This is a genomic window from Enterococcus sp. DIV1444a, from assembly GCF_051712125.1.
Taxonomy (GTDB): domain Bacteria; phylum Bacillota; class Bacilli; order Lactobacillales; family Enterococcaceae; genus Enterococcus; species Enterococcus faecalis.
Genome location: NZ_JBIOOG010000001.1, coordinates 154,795 through 173,155 on the forward strand (window position 1 = coordinate 154,795; position 18,361 = coordinate 173,155).

Sequence of the window (18,361 nt, forward strand, 5' to 3'; positions counted from 1 at the left end):
CAACACATGACAACGTTAACGAATCATTTAAACGAAACAACTGAGTTTTTGAAAGAAAAAGGGGTACAACAAGCAGACTTCGGTCTAATCTTAGGTTCTGGGTTAGGTGAATTAGCCAATGAAATAACCGATGCGATTGCTATTCCTTTCTCTGAAATTCCCCATTTTTCTGTTTCAACAGTCGTTGGACATGCTGGACAATTAGTTTACGGAACGCTTTCTGGAAAAAAAGTTTTGGCGATGCAAGGACGTTTTCATTATTATGAAGGACATTCGATGCAAACGGTCACTTATCCCGTTCGTGTGATGGCTGCTTTAGGCATTCATTCAATGATTGTAACCAACGCAGCTGGTGGCGTAAATGAAACATATACACCGGGGAATTTGATGTTAATCAATGACCACATTAATTTTACAGGCGATAATCCGTTAATTGGTGAAAATGATGAAGAAATCGGGCCGCGTTTTCCAGATATGAGTCATGCTTACACGCAAGAATATCGGGAAGTGGCAAAAAAAGTGGCTGCGGAACAAAATATTGATTTAAAAGAAGGCGTGTATATGGGCTTTTCTGGTCCAACATATGAAACGCCTGCAGAAATTCGGATGTCACGGACGTTGGGTGCAGATGCAGTTGGGATGTCAACTGTTTCGGAGGTCATCGTAGCTGTGCATAGTGGCATGAAAGTATTAGGCATCTCTTGTATTACGAATTTAGCAGCTGGTATGCAAAGTAGCTTAAATCATGCAGAAGTAGTTGAAACAACTGAACGCGTTAAAGGACAATTCAAAGAGTTAGTGAAAGCAACACTAGCAGCTTTATAAAAAAGGAGTAAACCAGAATGAGTGTGCATATCGAAGCAAAACCAGGTGAAATTGCCGATAAAATTTTACTACCAGGGGATCCCCTCCGAGCAAAATATATTGCGGAAACTTTTTTAGAGAATCCTGTCTGCTATAATCAAGTTCGTGGGATGTTAGGTTATACAGGAACGTATAAGGGACATCGTGTTTCAGTTCAAGGAACAGGGATGGGGATGCCTTCAGCAGGTATTTATGCCCATGAGTTAATCAACTCTTACGATGTGAAGAAGTTAATTCGTGTTGGTACGTGTGGTTCTATTTCAGAAAAAGTCAACGTTCGTGAATTAGTTATCGCACAAGCAGCAGCGACACCTTCTTCCGCGATTCGCAATGATTTTCCTAAATATGATTTTCCGCAAATTGCGAGCTTTGATCTTTTACTCAAATCTTACGAAATTGCCAAAGCAAAAGGCTTTACTACCCATGTTGGTAACGTATTGTCAGATGATGTTTTTTACAAAGATAGCTTAGATGATGTCTTTCGTTTAGGTCGATACGGGGTATTAGCGATTGAAATGGAAGCGGCAATGTTATATTATTTAGCAGCAAAATTTGATGTAGAAGCATTGGCGATTATGACGGTGAGTGATAGCTTGGTGACAGGTGAAGAAACAACGGCAGAAGAACGCCAAACGACGTTTAATGAAATGATTGAAGTTGGTTTAGAAACGGCAATTGCTAATTAAAAAAATGCTTGGATGAAAACAATCATCCAAGCATTTTTTTAATTTAAGAGCGCTTTTTTTACATCTTCAACAATTTGGGTATTCGCAATAGGCCCGTTGTATAACCAACTACTTTTTTTATCATAGGTATGAACTTGGTTATTTTTCACAGCAGGTAAGTTCTTCCAAATTGCTTCTTGGAAAAGAGGTGCTGATTCATCACTATTTACAAGGAAAATATGGTCTGCGTCAAGCTCAGCTAATTTTTCTAAAGAAACTTGATTCCAATCCGCAGTAGCATTTTTAGAAATTTCTTCCACTAATTTTGGAACTTGGAGACCTAAATCCTGATAGAGCACGGTTCCGCTTGAGCGATTATTGCTAACCATAAAGACTTGGTTGTTGGTTACCCATAAGACTGCCGCAGATTTGCCAGCATCCTTTTTTCCAAGGTCTTCTTGGACGCCTTTGGTTAAGGTATTATAATCTTCTACCACTTTTTTCGCTTGTTCTTTTTTATCTAAAACAGTGGCAATATCTTCCAATTGATCACGCCAGGTGACATTTTCGCCGTTTTTGACTACATAAGTTGGCGCAATTTTGCTGTATTCTTTGTATTTACCGCCTTCAACTAGAGCAGATGAACTGATTAATAATAAGTCAGGTTCAAATTTTAGAACCGCTTCATATGGCAAGTCATAGGAAATAGTGGGGACATCTTTCAATTCTTTCGCTAAATAATCTTGAATGCTGCCTTGTCCAACTGTCCATTGTGCCACTGGTTTTTCTCCTAATGCAACTAGATAATCTTCTAAATAGCTCGCAATAATCCGTTTGGGTTTCGCGGGGACGGTTACTTTATTGCCTAAGGTATCTGTTACTTCATGTGTTTTGTCAGCGTTGTTGGCTTCTTTATTCGTGTTACCACAAGCTGCGAGTAAGAATGAACCAAGAAGAAGGGTGGTACCAATTAGGACCGTCTTTTTTAAAAGTTTCATTGTGTAACTCCTTTATTTTTAGTTGATAACGATTCTCATTATCAGTTAAAAACGACCGTTTGTCAATCAGCGCTTGCTTTTTTGAGCAAATAAGTTGCATTTTTTAGATAATTCGTTTTTTTGATTGGAAGAAACATTGCTTTTTAAGGAAGGGTCTTTTATAATCAAGGAACAATGAGTGAGAACGATTCTCAATAAATGTAAAATAACGACAGAAAAATTAAAGAGGAATGGTTATGAATTATTTAGAGGCAGAGGACTTAACTACAGGATATGGTCGTCAAGTGATTAGTGAAGCGCTGAACTGTTCATTTGAAGCGGGAACTATTACAAGTATTATTGGACCAAATGGTTGTGGCAAATCGACCTTGTTAAAAACACTTGCGCGCATTTTGCCAGCCGAGAAAGGCAAGGTGTTCATTAAGAACCAAGAACTTCAACATTTTTCTTCAAAAGAAGTGGCGCAAGAACTAGCGATTTTATCACAAACGCCAGAAAATACAATCGATTTATCTGTTTTTGACCTCGTCTCTTTCGGGCGGTATCCATATCAATCGGGCTGGAAAAGTGTCACCACAGAAGATCAAGAGTACATACAATGGGCATTAGAATTAACAGGCTTAACTGAGTTAGCTAGAGAGTCTGTGGCAATTTTATCAGGTGGACAACGGCAACGGGTTTGGATTGCTATGGCGCTAGTGCAGGATACAGATATTTTAATTTTAGATGAACCAACCACCTATTTGGATCCAGCGCATCAGCTAGAAATTTTAAATGTGTTAAAACGAATTAATCAAGAACATCAAAAAACTATCGTGATGACGATTCATGATATTAATTTAGCTTCTCGTTTTTCTGATCGTGTGATTGCGATGAAAGAGGGAAAGATTATCAATGAGGGAACACCGCAAGAAGTGATTACTGTTACTGGCTTAGCAGATGTTTTCGCTATTCAAGCAGAAATTAGTTATCATAGTCAGACACAGCGACCACTAGTGCTTTCTTATGAGTTGATGGAAATGGAGCTGGATGGATGAAAGGCATAAGCGGATTTTATAGACACCAATGGCAAGTGTTACTTGTCTGTCTTTTTTTGCTAATGGGGACAATGCTTCTGTCATTGATGTTTGGTGCGACGTCGGTTTCGATTCAAACGATTATTGAATCATTTACGCACTTCGATGCGACCAATCAAGCGCATCAAGTCATCCAAACGGTTCGGTTGCCGCGGATTTTAGGGGCCGCTTTTGTGGGAGCAAGTTTAGCGGTGAGTGGGGCGTTAGCGCAAGGGATTACGCAAAACCCATTGGCAGATTCTGGTTTGCTGGGTATCAATGCTGGGGCTGGCTTGGGCTTAGCGCTTGTTTTTGCTTTCCTCCCTCAGGCAAGTTATGGGTGGCTTTTAGTTGTTTCTTTTCTTGGTGCCGGCGTGAGTGTAGCACTGATTTATTATCTTTCTAATCATTCAATTCGAGGAGCAAGCCCCATGCGTCTGACCTTGGTGGGAGCTGGTATTAGTGCCCTTTTTTTATCATTTAGTCAATTCTTAGCCATTCAGTTCAATTTGAGTCAAGAGTTAACGTTTTGGTTTCTTGGCGGTGTCAGCGTTATTTCTTGGGCACAATTAAAAATAGTCGTCCCGATCTTTCTGGGTGCATTTGCATTAGCAATTCTGATTAGTCCGTCGGTGACTATTTTACGGTTTGGCGATGATGCAACAATTGGTTTGGGGCGAAATCCGCAGCGTATTCGGTTGTTCGCCAGTATAACGATTTTGCTTTTATCAGGATTGTCTGTGGCGCTGGTTGGCTCGGTCAGTTTTGTTGGCTTGATGGTGCCTCATGTGATGCGAACAGTTTCTGGAGAAAATTACCGTCGCTTGATTCCGTTCTCGGCGTTAGGCGGTGCGCTCCTCGTTTTGGTGGCAGATTTAATCGCTCGAATGGTGAATCCGCCTTTTGAAACACCATTTGGGATTATCACGGCCTTAATTGGCATCCCATTCTTTCTTTATTTATTTCGTAAAGGAGGGCAACTAGGATGACACAGAAAAAAGTGTCCCGTTGGGTGGCTATCTTAATAGTTGGGATTATCCTAACTGCTTGTATCAGTTTAACGCAAGGGGAATTATCTGTTTCCGTCATGGATTTAAAAGCCCTTCTTTTGGGACAGGGAAGTCAGGCCAAACAACTGTTAGTTTGGGATTTTCGGTTACCACGGATTGTGCTTGCGGTCCTAGCGGGCGCAGCTTTAGGCTTAAGCGGCGCTATTCTTCAAGGGATTACTCGGAATCCGTTGGCAGATACTGGGATTTTAGGCATTAATGCGGGTGCGGGTTTGGCAGTGATTTTGTTTATTAGTTTTGTTGAGACGACAAGTATCACGACGTTTGCACTTCCGCTTGTGGCCTTAGTTGGCGGCTTGCTAGCGGCTGTTGGGATTTTAGTAATCGCGTATCATCATCGTTTAGGATTGACGCCAGTTCGAATGGTCTTAGCGGGTGTCATTTTGAGTACGGGTATTTCAGCACTCACCTTATTAATTACATCAAAAATTGACACTGAAAAGTACCGTTTTGTTACAATGTGGCAAGCAGGCAGTATCTGGGGCAGTAATTGGTTCTTTGTGGGCGCTTTGTTGCCTTGGCTAGTCATTGGGTTCTTTTTTGCGATGAAGCGTCATCGTCTGTTGGATATTTTACAATTGGGGGACGAAACAGCTATTTCTGTAGGTATTGCTGTGAAAAAAGAACGAATCGTTTCGTTGCTGTTAGCGGTGATGTTGGCGGCATCAGCGATTTCCGTTACAGGGGGAATTAATTTTTTAGGTTTACTTGCGCCACATATTGCTCGCAAATGTGGTTTTACGCAACAAAAACAGGTATTGCCATTGGCGGCGTTGTTTGGGAGTTTACTTTTATTGGTTAGTGATACGATTGGTCGGCTATTGCCTGGCAATGGAGAAATGCCTGCAGGGATTATTGTTGCGATCATCGGTGCGCCTTATTTTCTTTATTTGTTAATCAAAACAAGCGATTCGTTATAAAAAAGAATCAAAAGCTGGGTCAAGCGGTCGTTGTGAAAGCAACTGTCATTTGCTCGGCTTTTTTATTGGCGGATTTTTGAAAAAATAGTATGATAAATGCGTAAGAGCATTGAATGGAGGATGAAAGAATGGAAAACTTTAATTTTTATGTACCAACAGACATCCGTTTTGGGAAAGATCGTTTAGACGAATTACCTGCTGTGTTAGATCAATTTGGCAAAAATGTCTTACTTGTTTATGGTGGCGGTAGTATCAAACGTAATGGCTTGTACCAACAAATTACTGATTTGGCCCAAAAAAACGGGCATACACTGATTGAGTTGAGCGGTGTCGAACCAAACCCGCGCATTGAAACCGTTAGAAAAGGAATTGCGTTGTGTAAAGAAAACCAAGTCGATGTTATTTTAGCAGTTGGCGGTGGTTCAACCATTGACTGTTCCAAAGCAATAGCTGCGGGCTTTTATTCGGAAGAAGATATCTGGACAGTCATTGCAGCCAGAAAAGGGTATACTGGTCCTGCTTTACCAATCGTGACCATCTTGACTTTAGCAGCGACAGGTAGTGAAATGAACGCAGGTGCTGTCATTTCTAACTTAGAAACCAATCAAAAGTTAGGCTTTGGTGGTCCGAATATGATTCCAAAAGTTTCGTTCTTGGATCCAACGAATACTTTTACGGTTCCTCAAAATCAAACAGCAGCTGGCTCAGCGGATATTTTCAGTCATTTGATTGAAAACTATTTTAGTATTTCGACAGGCACGGACGTCCAAGATTTTGTGTCAGAAGGCTTAATGCGAACGGTTATCAAAAATTGTCCTATTGCTTTAGAAAATCCAGAAGATTATGATGCACGTGCTAATTTAATGTGGGCAAGTAGTTTAGCCTTAAATGGGTTAACAGGGCGCGGCAAACAAGGTGTTTGGTCTTGTCACCCAATGGAACATGAATTAAGTGCGTTTTATGACATTACGCATGGGATTGGCTTAGCAATTTTAACGCCTCGTTGGATGAATTACGTTTTGTCTGAACAAACCGTAGGCAAGTTTGCGCAATTTGCTCGAAATGTTTGGGGAATAGTCGAACAAGAAGAGGAAGTAGCAGCGAAAAAAGGTATTCAAGCATTGTATGATTACTTTGTGGCTTGTGGCATTCCAATGACATTACCAGAAGTTGGCATCGAAGCAGATAAATTTGAAGAAATGGCACAACAAGCTGTGGACCATAGTGCAATTGCCGAAAAGGCTTATGTACCATTGGATGCAGCGGATATAGTAGCGATTTATAAAGATTGTTTAACCGAAAGTCAATTTATTTAATCCATAAAAAAGCGGTTTGCCTTGGCAAACCGCTTTTGTTAATAAGAAACAAGTTCTTATAAGTAGTATTTTTCTTTCACAGTTAAATCATCGTTTAATTCATAAACTAATGGTTTACCTGTTGGGATTTCAAGATCCATAATATCTTCATCAGAAATGCCTTCGATGTGTTTAGCTAAAGCACGTAATGAATTACCATGAGCCGCTACTAAGACAGTTTTGTTGTCTTTTAAAGCTGGCGCAATTTCATCTTGCCAGAATGGTAATGCGCGTTCCAAAGTAACTTTCAAGTTTTCGCCACCAGGAATATCGCGTTGGTCTAACATTGCATAACGACGGTCGTTTGCTGCAGAACCTTCATCTGTTGCTTCCATTAATGGAGGAAGAGTATCGTAAGAACGACGCCAGATGTGGACTTGTTCGTCTCCGTATTTTTCAGCAGTTTCTTTTTTGTTTAGTCCTTGTAATTTACCATAATGACGTTCGTTTAAGCGCCAAGATTTGATTTGAGGTACCCATAATTGATCTGAGTATTCTAGTAAATAGTTACAAGTTTTGATGGCACGAGTTAAAACAGAAGTATAAGCAACGTCGAATTCGATGCCTGCTTCTTTAATTTTACGGCCGCCTTCTTTTGCTTCTTCAACACCTTCAGGTGCTAAATCTACGTCAGCCCATCCAGTAAATTGGTTTAAGGCATTCCATTCGCTAAGTCCATGACGAGAAAAAACTAATTTTGGCATGTATAAGCTCTCCTTTGAGTTTAGTTTTCTGAAAATAAGATTTCCACGTTTATTGTACACCGTTTTGCGTAAGATTTCCAATGGAAAATAGTAAAAAAACGTGAAAGTTGCTGAAAAATTAGAGTGAAATCGAATCAAAAAAGAAGCCCCATCTGAAGGACTTCTTTTTTATTCTTAGGGATACAGACGTTCGACATCTGTCTCAGGTAAATTGATGTACTTATAACAAGTGCCCACCGAAACGCCGCATTTATTAGAAATAAATTGGATGGTTTCTTTGTTTTCGTAATATAATGCACGGATTTTGCGGACGGTGCGTCCATCGATTTTTGGACGTCCACCTACTTTTCCGTTTTCACGAGCTTTGTGGAGCCCGACGAGTGTTCGTTCTTTAATTAGTGCACATTCCATCGCGGATAAGCTCTCCATTAATTGGAAATAGGCTTCACCTGTTGGAAGGTGGGTATCAATTCCTTCAGAAATGCTGACAAAATCAACTTGTTTTTCCTTTAACATTTTCATAAAGTCTGTTAATTGGCGGGTTGTTTTACCTAAATGGTGCAATTTACAAACAATAAGTGTATCCCCAGCAGAAAGAAGTTTTTCGACTTCGTCTAAGACACTGATCTCCGCTTGAGGATCAAATGTCTCTTGGAAAATATCATCACAACCAAACGATTGGAGAGTGGTTAGTTGATTTTTTAAATCGTCTTCAATAATAGTTGTGCGTGCATAACCAATTCGTTTCATATATTATCCTTCCTATATAAATAATCTTTTTTCACACATTCTTAACGTGCGGGAACATGTAAGGTTTTCGGTCCATCTTCATAACCGACGATTACCATAGAAACCATATTTAAAAATAAGCCGTGTTCAACGACGCCAACCAAGTTGTCTAAATAAGAACCTAAAGCTTCTGGATCTGTAATTTTTTCTAAATGTAAATCGATGATATGGTGGCCTCCATCTGTTATTAATGTTTCGCCAGCAGCGTTTAGACGAAGTGTAGGGTGATAGCCTTTTTCTTCAAATAAATGTACTAGTTGGCGGCTGCCATAAGGAACAACCTCAACTGGAAGTGGGAAAGCCCCTAAATCGTCCACCATTTTTGATTTATCCACAATCCAAATACATTTCTTTGAATAAGTGGCCACAATTTTTTCAAAAAGTAAGGCAGCGCCACCGCCTTTGATTCCTTGAAAATCAGCGCTGATTTCATCGGCGCCATCAATCGTAAGATCAACATACGGAACTTCATCAATACCCTTTAAAGGAATGCCCAAGGCCAAGGCTTGTTTCTCTGTTTCTTTTGAAGTAGTAACCCCTACGATTGACAATCCTTCTTCTTTTACGCGACGACCAATTTCGTCTACCATAAATTTGGCTGTTGAGCCAGTACCCAAACCGACAATCATGCCGTCTTCTACATATTTTGCAGCTTCGATTCCTACCATTTGTTTCAGATTCATCGCTGTTTTCCGCCCCCTTCAATAGTCAAAGATATTGTACCGTTATTTAACTAAAAAAGATAGAAAGTTTTTGAAAAAGTCATAAAAATTTTTAAAGGAAAAGTACGTTTAAATAGAAGGAAAAGCTTTTTTACAAAAGGTGAAAGAAGAGGGTTGACAGCTGATACTTATCGTGGTATCCTAACAAAGGTGCTTTATCTACAGGTTCCTTATAGGGACGTGCTGACTGTCTATCAAAGCATATTTGATAAAGAGTGCAGAGATTGCATTATTTTTTATCGCGAAAAAAGAACCACCTGGATGTGTGGAACTAGAAGCGAAGTAAGGAAGGAGGAGAACAAGGAATGCCTACAATTAACCAATTAGTACGTAAACCTCGTAAATCTAAAGTAGAAAAATCTGATTCACCAGCCTTAAACAAAGGATATAACAGTTTTAAGAAAACTCAAACAAACGTTAACTCTCCGCAAAAACGTGGAGTTTGTACACGTGTGGGTACGATGACACCTAAAAAACCGAACTCAGCTTTACGTAAATATGCCCGTGTTCGTTTGTCAAACTTAATCGAAGTTACAGCTTATATCCCAGGTATCGGTCACAACTTACAAGAACACAGCGTGGTATTATTACGTGGTGGACGTGTAAAAGACTTACCAGGGGTACGTTACCATATCGTTCGTGGTGCGCTTGATACTGCCGGTGTTAACGACCGTAAACAAAGCCGCTCTAAATACGGTACAAAACGTCCTAAAGCTTAATTATAATAAGACAATAACAACTTGAAAAATCATATTTCGGAAGGAGGAGTTACGGATGCCTCGTAAAGGTCCTGTTGCAAAACGTGATGTTTTACCAGATCCAATTTATAACTCAAAATTAGTAACTCGCTTAATCAACCGTGTAATGGTTGACGGTAAACGCGGGATTGCTGCTAACATTATCTATAATTCATTTGATATCATCAAAGAATCTACAGGTAACGATCCATTGGAAGTTTTTGAACAAGCAATGAAAAACGTTATGCCTGTTCTTGAAGTTAAAGCACGTCGTGTTGGGGGTTCTAACTACCAAGTACCAGTTGAAGTTCGTCCAGAACGTCGTACAACTTTAGGTTTACGTTGGGTAGTTAACTACGCACGTCTACGTGGTGAACACACAATGGAAGAACGTCTAGCGAAAGAAATCATGGATGCTGCTAACAACACTGGCGCTTCTGTTAAAAAACGCGAAGACACACACAAAATGGCAGACGCAAACCGCGCATTTGCTCATTATCGTTGGTAAGATCCTCTCTGTCTGTCGCGTAAAGTGGCAGCAGAAAGTCAATTTACAATCGATTTAAATAAAGAGAGGAGTAAACATACAAAATGGCAAGAGAATTTTCACTTGAAAAAACTCGTAACATTGGTATCATGGCCCACGTTGATGCTGGTAAAACAACAACAACTGAGCGTATCTTGTACTACACTGGTAAAATCCATAAAATCGGTGAAACCCATGAAGGTGCTTCACAAATGGACTGGATGGAACAAGAACAAGAACGTGGTATCACGATTACATCCGCTGCGACAACTGCACAGTGGAAAGGCTACCGTGTAAATATCATCGATACTCCAGGACACGTGGACTTCACAATTGAAGTACAACGTTCTCTACGCGTATTAGATGGTGCGGTAACAGTTCTTGACTCTCAATCAGGTGTAGAACCTCAAACAGAAACAGTTTGGCGTCAAGCGACTGAATATAAAGTTCCTCGTATTGTATTCTGTAACAAAATGGATAAAATCGGTGCGGACTTCTTCTATTCAGTAGAATCATTACATGATCGTTTACAAGCAAACGCTCATCCAATTCAAATTCCAATCGGAGCTGAAGAAGACTTCACTGGAATCATTGACTTGATTAAAATGAAAGCTGAAATCTACACAAATGATTTGGGAACAGATATTCAAGAAACTGATATTCCTGAAGATTATTTAGAAAAAGCGCAAGAATGGCGCGAAAAATTAGTTGAAGCTGTTGCTGAAACTGACGAAGACTTAATGATGAAATATCTTGAAGGTGAAGAAATCACTGAAGAAGAATTAGTCGCTGGTATCCGTCAAGCAACAATCAACGTTGAGTTCTTCCCTGTATTAGCTGGTTCAGCATTCAAGAATAAAGGGGTTCAATTAATGTTGGACGCTGTTCTTGATTACTTACCATCTCCATTAGATATCGATGCTATCAAAGGGATCGATACTAAAACAGACGAAGAAACAACTCGTCCAGCTGATGACGAAGCACCTTTCGCTTCATTAGCATTTAAAGTTATGACTGACCCATTCGTAGGTCGTTTAACTTTCTTCCGTGTTTATTCTGGTGTCCTTGAAAGTGGTTCATACGTATTGAACGCTTCAAAAGGCAAAAAAGAACGTATCGGTCGTATCCTACAAATGCACGCCAACACTCGTCAAGAAATTGACAAAGTGTACTCTGGTGATATCGCTGCTGCTGTTGGTCTGAAAGACACAACAACTGGTGATACATTATGTGCATTAGATGCACCAGTTATTCTTGAATCTATTGAATTCCCTGATCCAGTTATCCAAGTCGCTGTTGAACCTAAATCAAAAGCTGACCAAGATAAAATGGGCGTGGCTCTACAAAAACTTGCTGAAGAAGATCCATCATTCCGCGTTGAAACAAACGTTGAAACTGGTGAAACAGTTATCTCTGGTATGGGTGAATTGCACTTAGACGTTTTAGTAGACCGTATGAAACGTGAATTCAAAGTTGAAGCTAACGTAGGTGCTCCTCAAGTATCTTACCGCGAAACATTCCGTGCTGCGACTAAAGCAGAAGGTAAATTCGTTCGTCAGTCTGGTGGTAAAGGACAATACGGTCACGTATGGGTTGAATTTACACCAAATGAAGAAGGTAAAGGCTTCGAGTTTGAAAACGCAATTGTCGGTGGTGTGGTTCCTCGTGAGTACATCCCAGCAGTTGAAAAAGGGTTAGAAGACTCTATGAACAACGGTGTTCTTGCTGGTTATCCATTAGTTGATATCAAAGCAAAACTTTACGATGGTTCATACCACGATGTCGATTCAAATGAAACGGCCTTCCGTGTAGCTGCTTCTATGGCATTGAAAGCTGCGGCTAAAAATGCAAACCCAGTTATTTTAGAACCAATGATGAAAGTTACAATTACTGTTCCTGAAGATTACTTAGGTGATATCATGGGACACGTAACAAGTCGTCGTGGACGTGTTGAAGGTATGGAAGCACACGGTAACTCTCAAATCGTTAATGCGATGGTACCTTTAGCTGAAATGTTTGGTTATGCTACAACATTACGTTCAGCAACACAAGGACGCGGTACATTTATGATGGTATTTGACCACTATGAAGACGTACCTAAGTCTGTTCAAGAAGAAATCATCAAGAAAAACGGCGGCAACGCATAATTTTCCTTGAGAATAAAAGGTTTGTTTTTAGAACTATCCTTTTTTCAAGATTTCGTGTAAAATAGCTTATGATGATCAGACGGTTTTTAGTAACGTCTATCACATATAAAACAAACAATAAAATTTATATTTTTAGGAGGAACATTCAAAATGGCAAAAGAAAAATTTGACCGTTCTAAATCCCATGTTAACATTGGTACTATCGGACACGTTGACCATGGTAAAACTACATTAACAGCTGCAATTGCTACTGTATTATCAAAACACGGTGGCGGGGAAGCACAAAGCTACGATTCTATCGATAACGCTCCAGAAGAAAAAGAACGTGGAATCACAATCAACACTTCTCATATCGAATATGAAACTGAAACTCGTCACTATGCACACGTTGACTGCCCAGGACACGCGGACTACGTTAAAAACATGATCACTGGTGCTGCTCAAATGGACGGAGCTATCTTAGTAGTTTCTGCTGCTGATGGTCCTATGCCTCAAACACGTGAACATATCTTATTATCACGTAACGTTGGTGTACCATACATCGTTGTATTCTTAAACAAAATGGATATGGTTGATGACGAAGAATTATTAGAATTAGTAGAAATGGAAGTTCGTGACTTATTATCAGAATACGATTTCCCAGGCGATGATGTTCCAGTTATCGCAGGTTCTGCTTTGAAAGCTTTAGAAGGCGACGAGTCTTATGAAGAAAAAATCTTAGAATTAATGGCTGCAGTTGACGAATATATCCCAACTCCAGAACGTGATACTGACAAACCATTCATGATGCCAGTCGAAGACGTATTCTCAATCACTGGACGTGGTACTGTTGCTACAGGCCGTGTTGAACGTGGTGAAGTTCGCGTTGGTGACGAAGTTGAAATCGTTGGTATTAAAGACGAAACATCTAAAACAACTGTTACAGGTGTTGAAATGTTCCGTAAATTATTAGACTACGCTGAAGCAGGCGACAACATCGGTGCTTTATTACGTGGTGTAGCACGTGAAGATATCGAACGTGGACAAGTATTAGCTAAACCAGCTACAATCACTCCACACACAAAATTCAAAGCTGAAGTATACGTATTATCAAAAGAAGAAGGCGGACGTCACACTCCATTCTTCACTAACTACCGTCCTCAATTCTACTTCCGTACAACAGACGTTACTGGTGTTGTAGAATTGCCAGAAGGTACTGAAATGGTAATGCCTGGTGATAACGTTGCTATGGACGTTGAATTAATTCACCCAATCGCTATCGAAGACGGAACTCGTTTCTCTATTCGTGAAGGCGGACGTACTGTAGGTTCAGGCGTTGTTACTGAAATCGTTAAATAATTAACTTTTTAACTATAGTTTTAACCAGCGTAAAAAACTGGGGTATTCGGACGTAAGACCAGAGAATTTATTCTCTGGTCTTTTTTTTACGTAGCTATTTCAAATATATAACTATGATTAAAAAAAATTAGGTAATAAAAAAACTTTTTTGAAATCGGATTCATAGCATGGTATAGTGAAAGAAATGGAAAGGTGGAGGTTTAATTATAAAAATAGTTTATTTATTAGTAGTTGGTTGTGTTTTTGTGAGTAGTTTATTTTTTTTGGTAGAAGCGCATAAGCAGGTGAAAATTGATGGTGTTGTAACTGAGGTTTCTGAAGATTCTATAATTTTTGAAGATAAATTTGGTTCTTTATATATTGTATATAAAGAAGATAGAGTTGAATTTAATAACCAAATATTAAAAAAAGGAGATAGTATTTCTTTAGAAGTTGAGGGAGTTGTTAGTGAGACATCTCCTGCTAGATTTGAAAAAGTTGAAAGTATTATAAAAAATGGAAGTTAATTTTTCTATGAAAATGAATAGGTTATTAGTTATAAGTATGGGTTTTGTTTTTAGTGTTTGTTTTCTTATTCCTGTCCAGGGTTATGCTGAAGTGGAGCCGTTGGTGCCAAGTGCTGTAGATATAAATGTTTCTAATGAATTATCAGCTTCTGGGATCAGTTCTTATGATTTAGAAACTAATATTGAAGTTGAGCAGCCTTTGCCCATTTCTGCTAGGGCAAGAATGGATTATGAGACAAATAGTTTTGTGCCTGAAGGTATTTCTAAGGAACGTTCTGATAGGCAAATAATAGGTGCCGATACAAGAACAAGAATAACTAACACAGTCAGTTTTCCTAATAGTACTATTGGGAAAATGGTTATGACTTTTCCTAATGGACAAACGTATGTAGGGACAGGTTGGATGTATGGTAATAAAGTAGCAATTACAGCAGGGCATTGTGTGTATTCTAAAAGAGATGGAGGCTGGGCTAGAAGTGTAGCATTTTATCCTAGGAAAAACGATTCTTATAATCCATTAGGTGTTTATTATGCTACGAGTCTATTTACCGATACAAAATATATTGCGACTGAAGATTCAAATTATGATTGGGGAATGCTTAGATTTTCAAGTAATGTAGGTTACAAAACAGGGTATTTAGGAGCGGAGTGGTCTACAGGAAGTCAAGTAGGTACAACAGTGACTGTTAGGGGATATCCTGGAGAACGACAAAATCAAATGTGGACTTCTAGTGGTCGGATTACAGGTAGCGGTAGTAGTAAGACGAATTATTCTATAGATACAACAGGAGGTCAAAGCGGTGCTCCTGTTTATCGATATAGTTCGGGAAGCTATCGTGCTTTGGCGATTCATACAAATTCTTATGGGTCTTATAATCAAGGTGAGCGAATTGATCGCTCGTTATTTAATATAATGAATTCAGCTAGAAGTTGGTAATGATTTAGAAATTGGCTGGCTAAAAAATAAGCCAATTGGCTGTTTTAGCAGACTTGTTTCTTCAGTATACTTGGAGAAAAAGGTTAGGTGATTTAATGGAAAAAGTATTGACGATTGCAGGCTCCGATTCAACTGGAGGGGCAGGGATTCAAGCAGATTTAAAAACATTTGAAGAGTATGGAGTTTTTGGATTTTCAAGTTTAACCTCGATTGTGACGATGGATCCTACGACAGGCTGGTCGCATGAAGTGACTGAATTGCCAGAAACGCTCTTAGAAAAACAATTGATTTCGGTTTTTGCAGGCGGTCCAGTAGCGGCCTTGAAAACAGGGATGATGGGCAATGAACAAAATATTAAAATGGCTAGCAAATACATTAAACAAGAAAAAATTCAAAAAGTCGTGATTGACCCAGTCATTGCTTGTAAGGGAACGGCACAAATTCTGCAACCCAAAAGTGTGGAAGGCTTAAAAAACGATTTACTGCCATTAGCATTAGTTGCCACGCCTAATTTAATTGAAGCGGGTATCTTATCTGGATTAGGCGAAATTTCTTCCGTGGCGGAGATGGAAGAAGCGGCAAAACGAATTGTACAAATGGGAGCCAAACATGTCGTGGTTAAAGGAGGACATCGCTTAGCTGGAGAGAAAGCACTGGACTTATTTTATGATGGTCACACCGCGCATCTTTTGGAAAATGAACTATATCCTACTGATTATAATCATGGTGCAGGTTGTACTTTTTCAGCGGCGATCACAGCTGGTTTGGCGAAAGGTTATTCGGTGTTAGAAGCAGTAACTTTAGCGAAAAAATTTGTAGCAGCGGCGATTAAACATGGTATTCAAGTTAATCCTTATGTGGGGCACGTGTGGCATGGCGCTTACACCCATGCGGAACAACGGATGCGTAAGAAAGCATAATGTATAGAACTAGAGGAGTCTGTCAAGGACTGGCTCTAGTTTTTTTGTGATAAAGAATAACAATAGTAGGTATTACGTTAAAAGAATGTTCAAATTTTTAAAAGAGGAGTAGAATAGAACTGTAATTGCAAAAAAAGAAGCGGAACATAGAAGGGGTGTTAACTTTTCTGTGCTTCAGTTTAGAACGGACTGTGGTGTTTGTTTTGACGAACTACCGGAAAGCGACTTCTTTTTGTTTTGGCTTCAAATGGTATTTAATGGAGGGAATGCAATGTTAGAAAAAGAAACGTACAGTCAACTGTTTAAATGGTCTTTTTCAAAAAAGACACAAGTCACATACTGGGATGGTACCGTCAAAGAGTATGGGCAAGGGTCGGGGGATCCGGTTTTTAAAATTGTATTCAATGAAAAAATTCCTGTGAAGGATTTACTGAATAACGCTTCGTTAACTTTAGGGGAAGCCTACATGGATCGCAAAATTGAAATCGAAGGCGATATCCAAGCGCTGATTTATGATGTGTATAACCAAAAGGATAGCTTTTTACACAATGCTAAATTTATTAAATGGCTTCCTAAAGAAAGTCATTCAAAAAAACGTTCGCAAGAGGATATTCACAGCCATTACGATCTGGGGAATGATTTTTACAAAAAATGGCTTGACCAAACAATGACGTATTCGTGCGCCTATTTTAAAACGCCTGAAGATACTTTAGAGCAAGCACAAGTAAATAAAGTTCATCATATTTTAGATAAATTGTTTATCAAAGAAGGTGACACTTTACTGGATATTGGCTGCGGCTGGGGCACGTTAATTTTAACTGCGGTGAAAGAATACGGAGCAAAAGCAACTGGGATTACATTAAGTGAAGAACAATTTCATCATATTCGCCATATTATAGAAAAAGAAGGCCTACAAGATCGAATGACTGTCAAATTGATGGATTATCGTGATTTAAAAGGAGAGCCTTTTGACCATATTACGAGTGTCGGGATGTTTGAACATGTCGGTGCAGAAAATCTACATGAATATTTTGATGTCGTTCAGCGAAATTTAGCGCCTAAAGGTACGGCGTTGATTCATGGGATCAGTCGCCAACAAGGTGGGGCTAAAAATGCTTGGATTAATCGTTATATTTTCCCAGGTGGCTATATTCCTGGTGTCACTGAGTTAGTCGGCCATATGACAGAAAATGACTTACAAGTGATCGACTTGGAAAGTTTGCGCAGAGATTATCAATTGACATTGGAACATTGGACAAAAAACTTCCATAATATAGAAGCAGAAATTGTTGACGAAAAAGGTGAGCGCTTCTATCGAATGTGGGACTTATATTTGCAAGCATGTGCAGCCTCATTCCAAGCAAGCAATATTGATGTTATTCAATATTTATTGGTTCATCCAGATAACAATGATATTCCAATGCGCCGGATTGGTTAATAGAATAAAAAAGAGAGAATTTGGGCTTCTGGTAAAAGAGGAAGCCCAAATTCTTTTTTTATAAAAATAGAATGAAAAGAATTGAAAAACAAAACAAATACTTTTCAAAACAAGAAAAAATTCTTTCAAAAAAACACAGAAAATCCTTGCTAACACTATCCTTTCATAGTATAATCAAAAAGGTGCTGTTTACAGGAGTGTAAAAAGCATTGGTAGATCAACGATTTGATTTGCCGGCTGTGAAGCGAGAGGTTGCGACACGCTCGGACGCTTTGCCATGAACGAGCATGCCGGATAAATTTTCGTGGAGCTATGTCTACTTTTAAAATAGGCGAAGGAGGGAACAAGATGGCAAAACAAAAAATTCGTATCCGTTTAAAAGCGTATGAACACCGTATTTTAGATCAATCAGCGGATAAAATTGTGGAAACAGCAAAAAGAACTGGAGCTGACGTATCAGGTCCGATTCCATTACCAACAGAACGCTCACTTTACACAGTTATTCGTGCGACTCATAAATACAAAGATTCTCGCGAACAATTCGAAATGCGTACTCACAAACGTCTAATTGACATTGTGAACCCAACACCAAAAACAGTTGACGCTCTAATGAAGCTTGACTTACCGTCTGGTGTTAATATTGAAATCAAACTATAAAATTAAGATGGAG

Annotated in this window: 19 protein-coding genes; 15 read left to right on the forward strand and 4 right to left on the reverse strand. The window is 39.3% G+C overall.

Going from position 1 to position 18,361, the window contains the following annotated elements; translation table 11 throughout:
• Window positions 1–6 precede the first annotated feature (6 nt).
• Window positions 7–825, forward strand: coding sequence for a purine-nucleoside phosphorylase (locus tag IGI87_RS00715; protein ID WP_104854630.1), 819 nt, complete (start codon window positions 7–9; stop codon window positions 823–825).
• A 17-nt stretch (window positions 826–842) separates the two neighbouring features.
• Window positions 843–1,550: a purine-nucleoside phosphorylase gene (gene deoD, locus IGI87_RS00720; protein WP_113795077.1), complete on the forward strand. Its 708-nt coding sequence runs from the start codon at window positions 843–845 to the stop codon at window positions 1,548–1,550.
• A 38-nt stretch (window positions 1,551–1,588) separates the two neighbouring features.
• Here the strand turns inward: deoD and IGI87_RS00725 are convergent, their stop codons facing one another.
• The gene (locus tag IGI87_RS00725) at window positions 1,589–2,527 is read right to left on the reverse strand and encodes an iron-hydroxamate ABC transporter substrate-binding protein (RefSeq protein WP_104855108.1); all 939 of its coding nucleotides are present in this window, start codon (window positions 2,525–2,527) and stop codon (window positions 1,589–1,591) included.
• Window positions 2,528–2,757: 230 nt separating this feature from the next.
• Between IGI87_RS00725 and IGI87_RS00730 the strand changes: the two genes are divergently transcribed.
• The 4 genes from IGI87_RS00730 to IGI87_RS00745 all read left to right on the forward strand — a co-directional run bounded on the left by IGI87_RS00730 (window position 2,758) and on the right by IGI87_RS00745 (window position 6,888).
• Window positions 2,758–3,564 carry an ABC transporter ATP-binding protein gene (locus IGI87_RS00730; RefSeq protein ID WP_002356183.1) on the forward strand — a complete coding sequence of 269 codons (807 nt, stop codon included), beginning with the start codon at window positions 2,758–2,760 and terminating at the stop codon, window positions 3,562–3,564.
• Window positions 3,561–4,571: a FecCD family ABC transporter permease gene (locus tag IGI87_RS00735; protein WP_438736034.1), complete on the forward strand. Its 1,011-nt coding sequence runs from the start codon at window positions 3,561–3,563 to the stop codon at window positions 4,569–4,571. The genes IGI87_RS00730 and IGI87_RS00735 overlap by 4 nt, the downstream gene beginning before the upstream one ends.
• Complete coding sequence (locus IGI87_RS00740; RefSeq protein WP_002363471.1) at window positions 4,568–5,572, forward strand: FecCD family ABC transporter permease; 1,005 nt, start codon at window positions 4,568–4,570, stop codon at window positions 5,570–5,572. Before IGI87_RS00735 ends, IGI87_RS00740 begins: the two co-directional genes overlap by 4 nt.
• A gap of 128 nt (window positions 5,573–5,700) precedes the next feature.
• A complete protein-coding gene (locus tag IGI87_RS00745) occupies window positions 5,701–6,888 on the forward strand; it encodes an iron-containing alcohol dehydrogenase (RefSeq protein ID WP_429975776.1) in 1,188 nt (395 codons plus the stop codon).
• A gap of 56 nt (window positions 6,889–6,944) precedes the next feature.
• On the opposite strand, the gene gpmA is transcribed toward IGI87_RS00745, so the two are convergent.
• The 3 genes from gpmA to rpiA all read right to left on the reverse strand — a co-directional run bounded on the left by gpmA (window position 6,945) and on the right by rpiA (window position 9,103).
• The gene (gene gpmA, locus IGI87_RS00750; protein ID WP_002359343.1) at window positions 6,945–7,631 is read right to left on the reverse strand and encodes a 2,3-diphosphoglycerate-dependent phosphoglycerate mutase; all 687 of its coding nucleotides are present in this window, start codon (window positions 7,629–7,631) and stop codon (window positions 6,945–6,947) included.
• Window positions 7,632–7,805: 174 nt separating this feature from the next.
• Complete coding sequence (locus IGI87_RS00755; RefSeq protein ID WP_438736037.1) at window positions 7,806–8,381, reverse strand: recombinase family protein; 576 nt, start codon at window positions 8,379–8,381, stop codon at window positions 7,806–7,808.
• Window positions 8,382–8,422: 41 nt separating this feature from the next.
• Window positions 8,423–9,103, reverse strand: coding sequence for a ribose-5-phosphate isomerase RpiA (gene rpiA / locus IGI87_RS00760; protein ID WP_010709139.1), 681 nt, complete (start codon window positions 9,101–9,103; stop codon window positions 8,423–8,425).
• A gap of 344 nt (window positions 9,104–9,447) precedes the next feature.
• Here rpiA and rpsL point away from each other — a divergent pair, with 344 nt between their 5' ends.
• From rpsL to rpsJ, 9 genes are all read left to right on the forward strand, one after another.
• On the forward strand, window positions 9,448–9,861 hold the full coding sequence (rpsL, locus tag IGI87_RS00765; RefSeq protein ID WP_002356190.1) for a 30S ribosomal protein S12: 414 nt from the start codon (window positions 9,448–9,450) through the stop codon (window positions 9,859–9,861).
• Window positions 9,862–9,916: 55 nt separating this feature from the next.
• The gene (gene rpsG, locus IGI87_RS00770; RefSeq protein ID WP_002356191.1) at window positions 9,917–10,387 is read left to right on the forward strand and encodes a 30S ribosomal protein S7; all 471 of its coding nucleotides are present in this window, start codon (window positions 9,917–9,919) and stop codon (window positions 10,385–10,387) included.
• Window positions 10,388–10,470: 83 nt separating this feature from the next.
• On the forward strand, window positions 10,471–12,552 hold the full coding sequence (fusA, locus tag IGI87_RS00775) for an elongation factor G (RefSeq protein WP_002356192.1): 2,082 nt from the start codon (window positions 10,471–10,473) through the stop codon (window positions 12,550–12,552).
• Between the two features lie 150 nt (window positions 12,553–12,702).
• On the forward strand, window positions 12,703–13,890 hold the full coding sequence (tuf, locus tag IGI87_RS00780; RefSeq protein ID WP_002356194.1) for an elongation factor Tu: 1,188 nt from the start codon (window positions 12,703–12,705) through the stop codon (window positions 13,888–13,890).
• A 284-nt stretch (window positions 13,891–14,174) separates the two neighbouring features.
• On the forward strand, window positions 14,175–14,396 hold the full coding sequence (locus tag IGI87_RS00785; RefSeq protein ID WP_104858663.1) for a hypothetical protein: 222 nt from the start codon (window positions 14,175–14,177) through the stop codon (window positions 14,394–14,396).
• Window positions 14,386–15,333: a trypsin-like serine peptidase gene (locus IGI87_RS00790; RefSeq protein WP_104855115.1), complete on the forward strand. Its 948-nt coding sequence runs from the start codon at window positions 14,386–14,388 to the stop codon at window positions 15,331–15,333. The genes IGI87_RS00785 and IGI87_RS00790 overlap by 11 nt, the downstream gene beginning before the upstream one ends.
• 95 nt (window positions 15,334–15,428) lie before the next feature.
• Window positions 15,429–16,253: a bifunctional hydroxymethylpyrimidine kinase/phosphomethylpyrimidine kinase gene (gene thiD, locus IGI87_RS00795; protein ID WP_002364530.1), complete on the forward strand. Its 825-nt coding sequence runs from the start codon at window positions 15,429–15,431 to the stop codon at window positions 16,251–16,253.
• A gap of 271 nt (window positions 16,254–16,524) precedes the next feature.
• Complete coding sequence (locus IGI87_RS00800) at window positions 16,525–17,691, forward strand: SAM-dependent methyltransferase (protein WP_033596649.1); 1,167 nt, start codon at window positions 16,525–16,527, stop codon at window positions 17,689–17,691.
• 348 nt (window positions 17,692–18,039) lie between these two features.
• Entirely contained in the window at window positions 18,040–18,348 is a 309-nt protein-coding gene (rpsJ, locus tag IGI87_RS00805) for a 30S ribosomal protein S10 (protein ID WP_002389727.1), read from the forward strand.
• The last annotated feature ends 13 nt before the right edge of the window (window positions 18,349–18,361 follow it).

Bases quoted from the DNA above. Each gene is read 5' to 3' on its own strand.
- IGI87_RS00715 (WP_104854630.1), top strand. From the start codon at position 7: ATGACAACGTTAACGAATCATTTAAACGAAACAACTGAGTTTTTGAAA.
- deoD (WP_113795077.1), top strand. From the start codon at position 843: ATGAGTGTGCATATCGAAGCAAAACCAGGTGAAATTGCCGATAAAATT.
- IGI87_RS00725 (WP_104855108.1), bottom strand. From the start codon at position 2,527: ATGAAACTTTTAAAAAAGACGGTCCTAATTGGTACCACCCTTCTTCTT.
- IGI87_RS00730 (WP_002356183.1), top strand. From the start codon at position 2,758: ATGGTTATGAATTATTTAGAGGCAGAGGACTTAACTACAGGATATGGT.
- IGI87_RS00735 (WP_438736034.1), top strand. From the start codon at position 3,561: ATGAAAGGCATAAGCGGATTTTATAGACACCAATGGCAAGTGTTACTT.
- IGI87_RS00740 (WP_002363471.1), top strand. From the start codon at position 4,568: ATGACACAGAAAAAAGTGTCCCGTTGGGTGGCTATCTTAATAGTTGGG.
- IGI87_RS00745 (WP_429975776.1), top strand. From the start codon at position 5,701: ATGGAAAACTTTAATTTTTATGTACCAACAGACATCCGTTTTGGGAAA.
- gpmA (WP_002359343.1), bottom strand. From the start codon at position 7,631: ATGCCAAAATTAGTTTTTTCTCGTCATGGACTTAGCGAATGGAATGCC.
- IGI87_RS00755 (WP_438736037.1), bottom strand. From the start codon at position 8,381: ATGAAACGAATTGGTTATGCACGCACAACTATTATTGAAGACGATTTA.
- rpiA (WP_010709139.1), bottom strand. From the start codon at position 9,103: ATGAATCTGAAACAAATGGTAGGAATCGAAGCTGCAAAATATGTAGAA.
- rpsL (WP_002356190.1), top strand. From the start codon at position 9,448: ATGCCTACAATTAACCAATTAGTACGTAAACCTCGTAAATCTAAAGTA.
- rpsG (WP_002356191.1), top strand. From the start codon at position 9,917: ATGCCTCGTAAAGGTCCTGTTGCAAAACGTGATGTTTTACCAGATCCA.
- fusA (WP_002356192.1), top strand. From the start codon at position 10,471: ATGGCAAGAGAATTTTCACTTGAAAAAACTCGTAACATTGGTATCATG.
- tuf (WP_002356194.1), top strand. From the start codon at position 12,703: ATGGCAAAAGAAAAATTTGACCGTTCTAAATCCCATGTTAACATTGGT.
- IGI87_RS00790 (WP_104855115.1), top strand. From the start codon at position 14,386: ATGGAAGTTAATTTTTCTATGAAAATGAATAGGTTATTAGTTATAAGT.
- thiD (WP_002364530.1), top strand. From the start codon at position 15,429: ATGGAAAAAGTATTGACGATTGCAGGCTCCGATTCAACTGGAGGGGCA.
- IGI87_RS00800 (WP_033596649.1), top strand. From the start codon at position 16,525: ATGTTAGAAAAAGAAACGTACAGTCAACTGTTTAAATGGTCTTTTTCA.
- rpsJ (WP_002389727.1), top strand. From the start codon at position 18,040: ATGGCAAAACAAAAAATTCGTATCCGTTTAAAAGCGTATGAACACCGT.